Below are 13,367 nucleotides of genomic sequence, written 5' to 3'. Positions count from 1 at the left end.
AATTCACAACTCCTTTATTAGTTAATAATTATAATATAGACTAAAAAGGTTTCAATACATGACACCTTTCGGGAGGTAAATATGAAAAAAACGGAACGAATAAATGATATGCTTATTTTCTTAAATAATAAAAGAAATTTTAATTTAAAAGATTTAATGGTTAGATATGATATTTCTAAAAGTACAGCTTTACGAGATATTCAATCATTGGAAGAAATAGGTGTACCCATATATTCTGAACTAGGTAGAAATGGAAGTTATAAAATTATAGAAAATAGTGTGTTATCGCCAATTTATTTTAGTGTGGATGAAATGTATGCGTTATACTTTTCGATTCTTACACTAAATGGATACAAGACAAAACCATTTAATATAGAAAGTATTGCGCTTGAAAATAAATTTAAACATGTATTACCTGATAATGTGAGTAAAAACATTTCAATTATGGAACGAACGCTTTCCTTTGAAGTAACAAATCATAGTAATTTTAGTCCGTTCTTAAAAGAAATTTTACAGGGAATTTTTGCTGAGCGAGTTTATTATTTAACATATTTAAAAAAAGATGAGGAGAAAGTATTGGTCGCCCAATTTATTCGAATCGAATCTAAATTTGGCCAGTGGTATGCTAAAATCTTTAATTTTGAGACAAATGGTGTTCAAATAATTAGATGTGATAAAATTCTTTCTATTGAGGAAACAAGCAACACGAATTCAAAAAATCTTGAAGAACTATTAAGTTATCTTACAAACTTTCACAGAAAACCTGATGCAATTGATTTTAGTGTCATTGTTAATCAAAAAGGAAAAGATATTTTTGATAAAGAGAATTACCCTTCCATGAGGATACAAAAAGAAAATGAAAATTATAGTATAACAGGCTATTTTAACAAGCAAGAAGTTGAGTTTATTTCAAGTTATTTTCTAAATTTTGGTGAAACGATTATTTCAATTCAGCCTGTGATGTTAAAAGAGTTAATCTATAATAAGGTGTTATCTATAAAGCAGCATTTAACTTCTTTAAGATAAAGTTAGTTTTAGTCATTTTTTGATATGAAAAAGCCCTTGCGATTTAAATATCCAAAGGGCTTTTTGGTGATTTTATTTGTTCTTTAGAAAAATTACTTTTGTGGAACAGAAAGACCATAGAAGAACATCGTAACGATATCTTTTATATGTTTTTCCCGATCTCCTTCAAGAAGTTGTGCTCCAAATTCATCACCTAATTTTGTAAACATTTGAATGTAAAGTAACATCATTTCTTTAGTAAGGTGTGGATTAATTTCGTTTTTGCGCTGAGCTCGTTCTAATATTTCTAAATACCAGGGTAGGATTTTTTCATTTTGATAACTATAAATAAACTTACGGAGTTCTTCGTCCCTTTGCATCATTTGTAGTAACATATCAGGTTGAAATAATCCGCCAGTATTCATTTTTCTTACAATCATTTTTTGCATCATATCATGAAAAGGTAATTTTTCTTCTGCAAGCTCTTTATAATATTGAAATTCAGATATGATAAATTCTTGTATAAGCTCCCTAAATAACGCATCTTTACTTCCGAAATGATTATAAATTGTAACTTGAGAAACGTTTGCTTCTTTTGCGATATGTTCTATTTTCACTTCATTAAATCCACGTTCTGAAAATAATAAGAATGCTGCTTCTTTAATGGCACGCTTTTTCTTTTCTTTTACTCTTTCAAAGCCGTTCAATGCAATCACCTCACTTAAAATATACAAGAAAAAATAATGGAAAACAATAATTTTGAAATATGAACTAATAAATATTTCAAAAAGTTGTTGCGAATATGGAAGATGAGGAGTACAATAATTTTGAAATATCACATATTAAATATTTCAAAAAATGAGGTGGAATTATGATTTCAGTTCAAGATGTCACAAAACAGTTTTCGAATGGAAAAGGTTTGTTTCATATTACATTTGATGTAAAAGAGGGAGAAGTATTTGGTTATTTAGGACCGAATGGTGCCGGAAAATCAACGACGATTCGTAATTTAATGGGATTTATAAAACCGACAGCTGGTAAAGCGACAATTTTTGGATTAGATTGTTGGAATGAAGCAGCGAAAATTCAAAGGGAAGTTGGTTATCTACCGGGTGAAATTTCTTTTATTGAAGGAATGAACGGATTAGAGTTTTTAAAATTAATGCAAGGAATGCGTGGATTAAAGGATACAAAAAGACGAGATGAACTAATAGAGCGTCTGCAATTTGATGTGAAAACACAGATTCGCAAAATGTCTAAAGGAATGAAGCAAAAAGTAGGGATAGTTGCTGCATTTATGCACGATCCAGAGGTGTTAATTTTAGATGAGCCAACATCTGGACTTGATCCACTTATGCAGCAAGTGTTTATAGATTTAATATTAGAGGAAAAGCAAAGAGGAAAAACAATTCTTATGTCTTCGCATATTTTCACTGAAATTGAGAGAACTTGTGACAGAGTAGCTATTATTAAAGATGGTCGACTCGTAACGGTTGAAAATATTCACGATTTACAAAGTATGAGAAGACAGGTGATAGATGTAACAGTATCATCACAAGAAGAGATTGAGTCTCTTACAAAGTGTAATTTGCAATTTGAAGCGGTAAAAGGCAGAGAGGCATCTATCATTGTACAAGGAAACTATCAAACTGTTTTACAAACACTTTCAAACTACAATGTAACGGCACTTCAAACGAGAGCGATGGATTTAGAACATTTATTTATGCATTATTACGATAAGAAAGAAGGAATAACGCATGAATAAGCAATTATTTTTAGCTAGTTTGAAAGAAACACAAAAAAGTATTTTGAGCTATGCGTCTGGTGCAGCTTTATATCTGTGGTTATTAATTTGGATATTCCCGTCAATGGTATCAGCAAAAGGGCTAAATGAATTAATAGGTGCCATGCCTGATAGTGTGAAAAAAATCGTTGGTATGGAAAGTCCGATTCAAAACGTAATGGATTTTCTAGCGGGCGAATACTATAGTCTATTGTTTATTATCATTTTAACAATTTTTTGCGTAACAGTTGCGACACATTTAATTGCTCGTCATGTAGATAAAGGAGCAATGGCATACTTGCTAGCAACGCCTGTATCTAGAGTACGAATCGCAATTACGCAAGCGGCTATTCTTATATTAGGACTACTGATTATTGTAGCGGTTACGTATGTAGCGGGTATAGTAGGTGCTGAATGGTTTTTAGAGGATAATAACTTAAATAAAGAATTATTTTTGAAGATAAATGTAGTCGGAGGGCTCATATTTTTAGTCGTTAGTGCCTATTCATTTTTCTTTTCTTGTATATGTAATGACGAAAGAAAAGCACTAAGTTATTCAGCGAGTTTAACTATCTTATTTTTCGTATTGGATATGGTAGGGAAGTTAAGTGATAAGTTAGAATGGATGAAAAACCTATCATTATTCACGCTGTTTCGTCCGAAAGAAATTGCTGAAGGATCATATAATATATGGCCGGTAAGTATAAGTTTAACTGCTGTAGCGCTTTGTATTTTTATCGTAGCGATTGTAGTATTTAGGAAGAGGGATTTACCGTTATAGAGTAGAAAGTCCACTGAGAAAGTGGGCTTTTTTTATTTGTAAATTTAAACTAGTATGTTTATTGCATCCTTATAAAGGATATTTATCTTTTTAATTAAAAAAATATTCAAAAAAGTGAACCTTTTTCTAGGTTCATACGTCTAATATATGTAAAGTTAAATTGGAAGTGATGAAGTGAGGATGAAACAGGAGGAGCGATTGTGAAAGTAATCCCTTTATATAAAATGATTATAAAAGAAGAAACGGATGTTTCTTTAGCGAAAAAAGGTGATCATGAAGCCTTTATAGCGCTTATACATACAGAAAAAGTGAAGATGTATCGAATAGCAAAGGCGATGTTACGTGATGAGACAAATATAGAGGATGCGATACAGACAACAATTTTAAAAGCCTATGAAAATATAAAAAAATTAAAAAAAGAAGAATTTTTTCAAACTTGGTTAATTCGAATACTAATAAATGAGTGTAACAATATTATTAGAGCGTATAAAAATGTAATTGTGACAGAAGAGAATGATTACAATATGAGTGCGTGTGATCAGTATGAAGATATAGATTTGTGTAATGCGATTCAATCGTTACATGAAGAATTAAGAGCTGTTACGGTGCTTTATTACTATGAAGACATGAATCAAGAGAGTATAGCAAAGCTGTTAGAAATACCGAAAGGAACAGTGAAATCAAGATTATCACGCGCGAGGGAACAACTACAAAAACGATTAAAGATGGAATAGGGGGTGTAAAGGATGGATAATGAAAAATTATTTGATGAGAAATTAAAAAAGAGAATAAAAGATGAAAATGTTATAGTACCTCCAGAGTTAAATGAAAAGATTAATGGTACGCTACATAATCTTAAGGTAAAAAAGAAGAGTTACAAAATTCATATGATGATAATTAGTGCAGCGGTTTGTATACTTTCAGTGGTATCTATGTCTGAGTTTTCTATACAAAGTTTTGCGCAAAATGGTGGAGTATTTGAATATGTAAAGAAAAAAGCGTTTTCTGATTATGAAAATGAAGAAGAAATAAAATCGAATGTACATTATCCAGATAAAGAAAAGATTCATCAAAAAATGCTAGATTCTATTGATTATTTTAAAAATATTTCAGGACAATTTGAGGAATATTCTAGCTCATCAAGAATTGCTACAACATATAAGTATGCGATTGATACGGAGAAACAAAGAGGTATCTCTTCGAAAGAAGATAAACTAGCCAAAAAACGAACAATTATATATAACGAGGGCAAGAAAAAAGAGTTTGATGATGAGAAGTATACCTATAAAGAGACAAAATGGAACCCGAAAGAAAGAAACAATAAACTATTAAAATTAAATCCTACTGAAAGGTTAGTGAGAAAATCAGATGAGAAAAAGAGATATGATGATGAATATGTAGGGCTAGCTAAATATAGTATTCAATCAGAATTCGCAGATTTATTAATTCGATATAAAGATTGGAATTATAAAGAAACGAAATATCTTGGATTAGATTGTTACAAAATTGAAGGAGTTATAAACATAGAGATGCCTGTTAGCACCTCTGAAGATTTAAGAGGGAAATTCGAAATGGTTGTGGAGAAAAATACAGGGATTATGTTGAAATTTCTTAGTTTTCAAGAAGGCTTGATTCAATATTCAGTTACGACTGAATGGATACAAATAGATAAGGGATTGAAAGAAAGTATGTTTCAAAAGGATAGCGCTAAATATGAAAAAATGAAAAACATATTGGATCAATAGAAACAGGAGGAGAGTAAATGGGGAATCATTCATCTTTAAGAGAAGAGAAAAATAAGCAAAAATATAAAAAGAAAAAGATAATAAGTTTACTACTGGCGGTATTACTATTTGGTGGAATTGGCTATGGAGCCTATGTATATATGAAAACTTCTAGTCTTGTACAAAAATCTAATTTGAATTTAGCACGAGGTGAAAAATCCAATTTACGTGAGAAATCTGTAAAGCCAATTGCAAATCATGTTTCACTTTTAATTATGGGAATTGATGAAAATCAAGAACGACAAAAGGAATATAATGGTGCATTTCATACAGATGCATTATTGTTAGCGACTTTTAATAAAGACGATAAAACAGTGAAATTAACAAGCATACCGCGTGATACATATACATATGTTCCAGTTGAAAAGAAAAAAGATAAAATAACCCATGCATATGGAAGTGGTTTCGTTAAAAATGGTAAAGATGGAGGACCGCAAGCTTCTGTGGAAGCGGTAGAAAAATTGTTACAGGTGCCTGTTGATTATTTTGTGAAATTTAATTTTGGTTCCTTTACTAAAATTGTTGATGGGTTAGATGGTATTGAAGTGGATGTCCCAGTTGAATTTACGGAGCAAAATAGTAAAGATGAACCTGATGCGATTCATTTGAAAAAAGGATTACAAAAATTAAATGGGGAAGAAGCACTTGCACTAGCAAGAACGCGCCATATTGATAGTGATGCAATGAGAGGACAACGCCAACAACTTGTTATTGAAGCGATTTTAAGTAAATTAAAAAGTGTAGGATCGATTACGAAGTTAGAAAAAATAGTTGAGGCGGTTGATGGTGATTTTAAAACAAATTTAGTAATGGATGATATTTTATCTTTTTATAAATACGGTTTAAACGGTTCAGTTGAAAAAATACAATTAGCTGGTGATGATTTATACCTACCTAATGGCCCAAACGGGCAACGTGTATATTATTATAATCCTAATAAAAAAGATCTACAGAGTTTGAGTAATACTCTTAGAACACATCTAGGATTAAGTGAAAAGCAAATTGAGGAGAATTAAAGCAGACGAAATGTCTGCTTTTTTATTTTTGTAGAAAAGATGTTTTTAGATATATGCATTATTTATTAGCAATAATTAACAAGTATTCAAGCGGTAAATGAGATGGAAGTGATTAAAACAACGAATATGTACGAATGCAAAATAAGGTTTGAACAACATATGGCATTTTTATGAATATTACTGTAAAAAAATAATTTTTTAAAAATTTTCAATAATAATACTTTACAAAAATTAAAAAATTAGTAGAATAAGAATTAGTAAGAATCGTCTGATAAATATATAGAGAAAAACAGAATTATCAGAAAATTCTTTAATAGCTATCGTTAAGAATTAGGGAGGGTACAAAATGAAAAAGAAACAAATGAAAAAACTAACAGCAGTTGTAGCACCGGTTTTAGCAATGAGCATGGCGTTAACAGCATGTTCTACATCAGGTGGAGATAAGAAGACAAGCACAAATTCAAGTGGAGATAGCAAGTCAGAGGGAAAATTAGCAGCAAAACAAGTGCTAAATCGAACAGTAACACAAGAGATTCCGACGATGGACTCTTCAAAATCAACTGATACAGTATCTTCACAAATGCTAGGTAATACGATGGAAGGGTTATATCGTCTTGATAAAGACAATAAGCCGATTCCAGCAGCAGCAGAATCTAGCACGAAAAGTGAAGATGGTAAAAAATATACGTTCAAACTACGCAAAGATGCAAAATGGTCAAATGGAGATCCAGTAACTGCGAAAGATTTCGTATACGCTTGGCAACGTCTATTAGATCCAAAAACAGCTGCTGAGTATGCATTTATCGCATTCCCGATTAAAAATGCAGAAGTAGTAAATAAAGGAGAAAAACCTGTAACTGAATTAGGAGTAAAAGCAGTAGATGATCTTACGCTTGAAGTTGAGTTAGAGCAAGCAGTACCGTACTTCTTAAACTTAGTAGCATTCCCATCATATTATCCATTAAACGAAAAGTTCGTTAAAGAAAAGGGCGAGAAGTTCGGTTTAGAGTCTGATACAACTGTCTATAACGGACCGTTCGTTCTTAAAGATTGGAAGCATGAACAAGGATGGCAATTAAAGAAAAATGATCAATATTGGGATAAAAAGACTGTGAAACTGGAAGAAGTTAACTTTAGTGTTGTTAAAGAGGCTGCGACTTTAGTCAATCTATATGATAGCGGTCAAGTTGACTTTGCTTTATTAAATGGAGAGTTCGTTGATAAATATAGAAGCAAGAAAGATGAATTTGGCACATATTCACAAGTAAGTACGTATTTCATTCGTATGAACCAAAAACGTGATGGACAAGACACGCCATTAAAGAGCAAAAAATTACGTGAAGCAATTGCGTTATCAATTGATAAAAAGAATTTAGCAAATGTAATTTTAAATGATGGATCAAAAGAAGCTGACTTCTTAGTGCCAAAAGGATTAGCAACTGGACCGGATGGTAAAGATTTCCAAGAGACGTTTAAAAACGGTTTGAAACCAAATGCTAAAAAAGCGGCTGCAGCTTGGGAAGAAGCGAAAAAAGAACTTGGAAAAGACCAAGTTACGATTGAATTCTTAAACTACGATACTGGTAATGCGAAAAAAGTTGGCGAATATATTAAAGATCAGATTGAGAAAAACTTAAAAGGTGTAACAGTTAATATTAAACTTCAACCATTTAAGCAAAAACTAAAATTAGAAACTGAACAACAATATGATATTTCGTATGGCGGATGGAATCCGGATTATGCAGATCCAATGACGTTCTTAGATATGTTTGAGACTGGACATTCTCATAACCAAATGAGCTTCTCTGACCCTAAATATGACGGCATGGTGAAAAAAGCTGGAACGGAATTAATGAGCGATGCGAAAAAACGTTGGGAAGAGTTAGGAAAAGCTGAAAAAACATTACTTGAAGAAGATGTAGCGATTGTACCTTTATATCAACGAGGAGATTCTTATGTTTTACAACCAAATGTAAAGGGAGTAGTAAAACATAATATCAGTCCAGAATTTAGCTTTAAGTGGGCATATGTGACTGAAAAATAATAGAGTTGAAAAAGCATTTAAAAGTGGCTTAGCTACTTTTAAATGCTTTTTTTGTGAGCTTAAAATACTAATTTTTAGTGTGGTTAAATAGAAGAGAATAAGGTGTATAGTATGTACATATAGTAGATGGGGGATAAATCATACTAAATTAAAAAAATCAGAATATTTAAAATTAAACTATTTACAAATACGAAAAAAAGAGTAGAATAACATTAGTTGTAATTTTCTGAAAAACGAATCTTTAGTAAGGGGTCTCTCAAGGATTGGTAATGTACATATAATTAGGGAGGGTATAAAAATGAAGAGAAAAAAGCTGAAAAAGTTAACGGCAGTTGTAGTACCAGTCTTAGCGATGAGTGTTGCATTGACAGCATGTTCTGGGGCAGGTGGGGAAAAGAAAACGACTACTACATCAAATAGTGGGGAAGAAAAAAAATCTGATATTAAATATGCAGCGAAACAAGTATTAAATCGTACGGAAAACCAAGAAATTCCGACGATGGATACTTCTAAATCTACTGATACATTAGGTTCGCAAATTTTAGGGAACACGATGGAAGGCCTATATCGCCTTGATAAAGATAATAAGCCAATTCCTGCTGCGGCAGAGTCTAGTACGAAAAGTGAAGATGGTAAAAAGTATACGTTTAAACTGCGAAAAGATGCAAAATGGTCAAATGGTGATCCTGTAACAGCGAAAGATTTCGTTTTTGCATGGAAGCGCTTACTTGATAAGAATACTGCGGCAGAATATGCATTTATTGCTTACTATATTAAAAATGCAGAAGCGATTAATAAAGGAGAAAAACCTGTAACTGAATTAGGAGCGAAGGCGGTAGATGATTACACGCTAGAAGTAGAATTAGAAAAACCGGTACCGTATTTCTTAAATTTATTAGCATTCCCATCATACTATCCATTAAATGAAAAATTCGTAAAAGAAAAAGGTGATAAGTACGGTTTAGAAGCAGATACAACTGTGTATAATGGTCCATTCGTTATGTCTTCATGGAAACATGAACAAGGTTGGCAGCTGAAGAAAAATGATAAGTACTGGGATAAAAAGACTGTGAAATTAGAAGAAATTAACTATAGTGTAGTAAAAGAGGTTGCAACGAAAGTAAACTTATATGATACAGGATCAATTGATTTTACATTACTATCAGGAGAGTTTGTAGATAAATATAAATCGAACAAAGAAGAATATGGTGAGTATGCTGAATCAAGTACATTCTTCTTACGTTTAAATCAAAAACGTAACGGACAAGATACGCCTTTAAAGAGCAAAAAACTTCGTGAAGCAATTGCATTATCAGTTGATAAAAAAGGATTGGCGAATGTAATTTTAAATAATGGATCAAAAGCAACAGATCAATTGGTTCCAAAAGGACTTGCGACAGGGCCAGATGGTAAAGATTATCAAGATACATTTAAAAATGGTCTGAAATATAATCCGAAAAAAGGAGCAGCAGCGTGGGAAGAAGCGAAAAAAGAACTTGGAAAAGATCAAGTTACAATTGAATTGCTAAGCTATGATGATGGAACTGCGAAAAAGATTGCTGACTATGTAAAAGATCAAATTGAGAAAAATCTAAAAGGTGTAACGATTAATACGAAAATTCAGCCGTTCAAACAAAAATTAAAATTAGAAACTGCGCAAGATTATGAAATTTCTTATGCAGGTTGGAGTCCAGACTATGCGGATCCAATGACATTTATTGATATGTTTGAATCGAAGAGCCCGTACAACCAAATGAGTTATTCAAACCCAAAATACGATGAAATGGTAGGGAAAGCAGGTAATGAATTAATGAGTGATGCGAAAAAACGCTGGGAAACGTTAGGGAAAGCTGAAAAATTATTCCTTGAAGAAGATGCAGGGTTAGTTCCTTTATATCAAACAGGGAGATCGTACGTAATGAAACCGAATGTAAAAGGAATTGTGAAACATAACATCAGTCCAGAATATAGCTTTAAGTGGGCGTATGTAACTGAGGATGGCGGAAAAAAATAAAGTGAAAGCATTTCAAAAGTGGCTGAGCTGCTTTTGAAATGCTTTTTAGTATGTATAAGGGAATAAATCTCGTTAGCCTATTGAGAATCGGGTAGATAATTAGGAAGGTTCTATCGGAGGAATTTAGAGAGGTCAGTAAGTAGTAAGACAGATGATAGTAAGAGACCTCATGCTAATAAGAAAAATATAGAACGTAGTAATAGAGTGGAATAAGGGGAGGGATGTTTACATATAGTAGACGGGGGATAATTCATATAGTAGTTAAAACAACAAGTTACTATAATAAAAAAATAAATATTTAGAAAATTTACAAAAATACTTTACAAAATTTAAAAAAACAGTAGAATATTAATTAATAAGAATTTTCTGATAACGAAAGTTAGTAGAGAATTTCTAAATGTTAATATCGTACATATAATTGGGGAGGGTACAAAAAAATGAAGAGAAAAAAGATGAAAAAATTGACAGCGGTCGTAGCACCAGTTTTAGTAATGAGTATGGCATTAACAGCTTGCTCTGGATCAGGAGATAAAGAGAAGGCAAGCACAACACCAAAAAGCGGTGAAAAAGAAGGCGGAAAGCTAGCGGCGAAGCAAGTGCTTAATTTAACAGAGTCTCAAGAGATTCCATCTATGGACTCTGCTAAAGCGACAGACCAAGTATCGTTTCTAGCTTTAAACAACGTAATGGAAGGTTTATATCGACTTGATAAAGATAATAAAGCAACACCAGGAGTTGCTGAATCATATAAAAAGAGTGAAGATGGTAAAAAGTATACATTTACATTAAATAAAAATGCAAAATGGTCAAATGGAGAGCCTGTAACAGCGAAAGATTTCGTGTTTGCTTGGAAACGTGCGGTAGATAAAAATACAGCAGCAGAATATGCATACATTATGTTTGATTTAAAGAACGCAAAAGCAATTAATGATGGGAAAGCACCACTTGATACGTTAGGTGTAAAAGCTGTAGATGATTACACATTAGAGGTAGAATTAGAAAATCCAGTTCCTTACTTTGTAGAATTAACTTCATTCGGAACATTCTATCCGTTAAATGAAAAATTCGTAAAAGAAAAAGGTGAAAAATTTGGTTTAGAAGCAGATACAACGTTATACAACGGACCGTTTACATTGACAGACTGGAAACATGAAGAAGGATGGAAATTAAAGAAAAATGCACAATATTGGGATAATAAAACAGTGAAGTTAGATGAAATCAACTTTAACGTAGTAAAAGATAGCGGTACACGTGTAAACTTATATGAAAGTGGACAAATCGATCGTGCGGGACTTACATCTGAAATGGTTGACAAATATAAATCAAATCCAGACTTCTATACACAAAAAACACCATCAACGTTCTTCTTACGTTTAAACCAAAAACGTGGTGGGCAAGATACAGTGTTAAAGAGCAAAGATCTACGTTTAGCGATTGCAAAAGCGTACGATAAAAAAGGTTTAACGAATGTAATTTTAAATGACGGATCTACACCGGCAGATTACTTAGTACCAAAAGAATTTGCGAAGAGTCCAGATGGAAAAGACTTCCGTAAAGATAACGGAGATATTTTAAAAACAGATGTGAAAAAAGCAAAAGAGCATTGGGAAAAAGCGAAAAAAGAACTTGGAAAAGAGCAAGTAACGATTGAGCTATTAAACTACGATAGCGATAATGCGAAAAAAGTAGGAGAGTTCTTAAAAGGAGAACTTGAGAAAAACTTACCAGGGTTAACAGTGAACTTGAAAAATCAACCGTTTAAACAAAAGTTAAAATTAGAATCAGATTTAGATTATGATTTATCTTACGCTGGTTGGGGCCCTGATTACTTAGATCCAATGACATTCATTGATATGTTCGTTACAAATGGTCCTCATAACCAAACTGGATATTCAAATCCAAAATATGATGAAATTGTAGAAAAAGGTAAAGGCGAGCTATTAACGAAAACGAAAGAACGTTGGGATAGCTTACTAAAAGCTGAGAAAATATTACTTGATGATGCTGTAATTGCACCATTATATCAACGTGGTGATGCTATCGTTCAAAGACAGAAAGTAAAAGGTATTGTTCACCATCCGGTTGGTGGAGACTACAGCTATAAATGGGCATATATTACAGAGGATAAGTAAGATGAGGGGCGTACAATACGCCCTTTTTTCTATGCACTTTTCTTCCGTGCTCGAATATATAAAATAAAAAAGGGAGAATCCCATGAAACGAAACACATACATCGATTTCCTAGCTTATTACGGAATAGGAAGTGCTCATCCTGGTGGCTTTACGTTAACAAAACAATTGTTAGCACAACTGCCTTTTAAATATGGAGCGAATGTCCTTGAGATAGGTTGTGGTACGGGGAAAACAGCGGCGTATATGACAAGGGAATTTGGCTATAAAGTAACAACGGTTGAAAAGAATGAAATTATGATTCAAAAGGCAAAAGATAGATGGTTGTTTGAAGGGTTAGATATACAATTAATTGAAGGAAATGTAGAGCATTTACCGTGTTTGAATAACTCATTTGAGTTCGTACTTGGAGAATCAATCATCGCTTTTACAGACAAAGAAAGGGTTATCTCGGAGTGTTATCGTGTATTACAGCAGGACGGTAAGCTTGTTGTCATTGAAATGATTATTGATAGGCACATTGATAAGGGTGAGGAAGAAAAAATCGCCCAATTATATGGCATGAAAGAACTGTTAACTGAGAATGAGTGGGTACAATTATTTCAGAAAGCAAATTTTAAAAGAATTACAATTGCGGGTGGTGGCACGATTGCAGAAACAATCTCTGGCTATGTAGAAGAGCCAGAATGGAATGTATCCTCACATATTCCGAATGAGTTATATGAGGCGTGGGCACAGCATGAAAATGTACGGCTTATGTACCAACACATTTTAGGGCATCGTATTTTTATATGTGAAAAATAAAGAAAA

The 13,367-nt window shown here is 32.7% G+C and carries 11 protein-coding genes; 10 read left to right on the top strand and 1 reads right to left on the bottom strand.

Annotated elements, in window-relative coordinates; genetic code table 11:
* Positions 1 to 81: 81 nt before the first annotated feature.
* A complete protein-coding gene (locus QO049_RS17730; protein ID WP_000750566.1) occupies positions 82 to 1,026 on the top strand; it encodes a helix-turn-helix transcriptional regulator in 945 nt (314 codons plus the stop codon).
* A 92-nt stretch (positions 1,027 to 1,118) separates the two neighbouring features.
* Here the strand turns inward: QO049_RS17730 and QO049_RS17725 are convergent, their stop codons facing one another.
* The gene (locus QO049_RS17725) at positions 1,119 to 1,721 is read right to left on the bottom strand and encodes a TetR/AcrR family transcriptional regulator (RefSeq protein WP_002005560.1); all 603 of its coding nucleotides are present in this window, start codon (positions 1,719 to 1,721) and stop codon (positions 1,119 to 1,121) included.
* 155 nt (positions 1,722 to 1,876) lie between these two features.
* Between QO049_RS17725 and QO049_RS17720 the strand changes: the two genes are divergently transcribed.
* The 9 genes from QO049_RS17720 (at position 1,877) to QO049_RS17680 (ending at position 13,361) form a co-directional block, all read left to right on the top strand.
* The gene (locus QO049_RS17720; RefSeq protein ID WP_000626570.1) at positions 1,877 to 2,770 is read left to right on the top strand and encodes an ABC transporter ATP-binding protein; all 894 of its coding nucleotides are present in this window, start codon (positions 1,877 to 1,879) and stop codon (positions 2,768 to 2,770) included.
* Entirely contained in the window at positions 2,763 to 3,569 is an 807-nt protein-coding gene (locus QO049_RS17715; RefSeq protein ID WP_001041436.1) for an ABC transporter permease subunit, read from the top strand. The genes QO049_RS17720 and QO049_RS17715 overlap by 8 nt, the downstream gene beginning before the upstream one ends.
* A 200-nt stretch (positions 3,570 to 3,769) precedes the next feature.
* A complete protein-coding gene (locus tag QO049_RS17710) occupies positions 3,770 to 4,303 on the top strand; it encodes an RNA polymerase sigma factor (RefSeq protein WP_000864723.1) in 534 nt (177 codons plus the stop codon).
* Positions 4,304 to 4,315: 12 nt separating this feature from the next.
* Positions 4,316 to 5,314, top strand: a complete 999-nt coding sequence (locus tag QO049_RS17705; RefSeq protein WP_246960904.1) for an anti-sigma factor — start codon at positions 4,316 to 4,318, stop codon at positions 5,312 to 5,314.
* Between the two features lie 17 nt (positions 5,315 to 5,331).
* Positions 5,332 to 6,369: an LCP family protein gene (locus tag QO049_RS17700; RefSeq protein WP_000526726.1), complete on the top strand. Its 1,038-nt coding sequence runs from the start codon at positions 5,332 to 5,334 to the stop codon at positions 6,367 to 6,369.
* Between the two features lie 346 nt (positions 6,370 to 6,715).
* On the top strand, positions 6,716 to 8,413 hold the full coding sequence (locus tag QO049_RS17695; protein WP_000730153.1) for a peptide ABC transporter substrate-binding protein: 1,698 nt from the start codon (positions 6,716 to 6,718) through the stop codon (positions 8,411 to 8,413).
* Positions 8,414 to 8,711: 298 nt separating this feature from the next.
* Positions 8,712 to 10,427: a peptide ABC transporter substrate-binding protein gene (locus tag QO049_RS17690; protein WP_000823428.1), complete on the top strand. Its 1,716-nt coding sequence runs from the start codon at positions 8,712 to 8,714 to the stop codon at positions 10,425 to 10,427.
* Between the two features lie 437 nt (positions 10,428 to 10,864).
* Positions 10,865 to 12,559 carry a peptide ABC transporter substrate-binding protein gene (locus QO049_RS17685; protein ID WP_000823449.1) on the top strand — a complete coding sequence of 565 codons (1,695 nt, stop codon included), beginning with the start codon at positions 10,865 to 10,867 and terminating at the stop codon, positions 12,557 to 12,559.
* A gap of 82 nt (positions 12,560 to 12,641) precedes the next feature.
* The gene (locus tag QO049_RS17680; protein WP_000828247.1) at positions 12,642 to 13,361 is read left to right on the top strand and encodes a class I SAM-dependent methyltransferase; all 720 of its coding nucleotides are present in this window, start codon (positions 12,642 to 12,644) and stop codon (positions 13,359 to 13,361) included.
* The last annotated feature ends 6 nt before the right edge of the window (positions 13,362 to 13,367 follow it).

The sequence above is a fragment of the Bacillus sp. RB3 genome, from assembly GCF_030164735.1.
Taxonomy (GTDB): Bacteria; Bacillota; Bacilli; order Bacillales; family Bacillaceae_G; genus Bacillus_A; species Bacillus_A cereus.
Note: the sequence above shows the minus strand (reverse complement) of the source record. Positions and strands in the feature narration are given on the sequence as shown.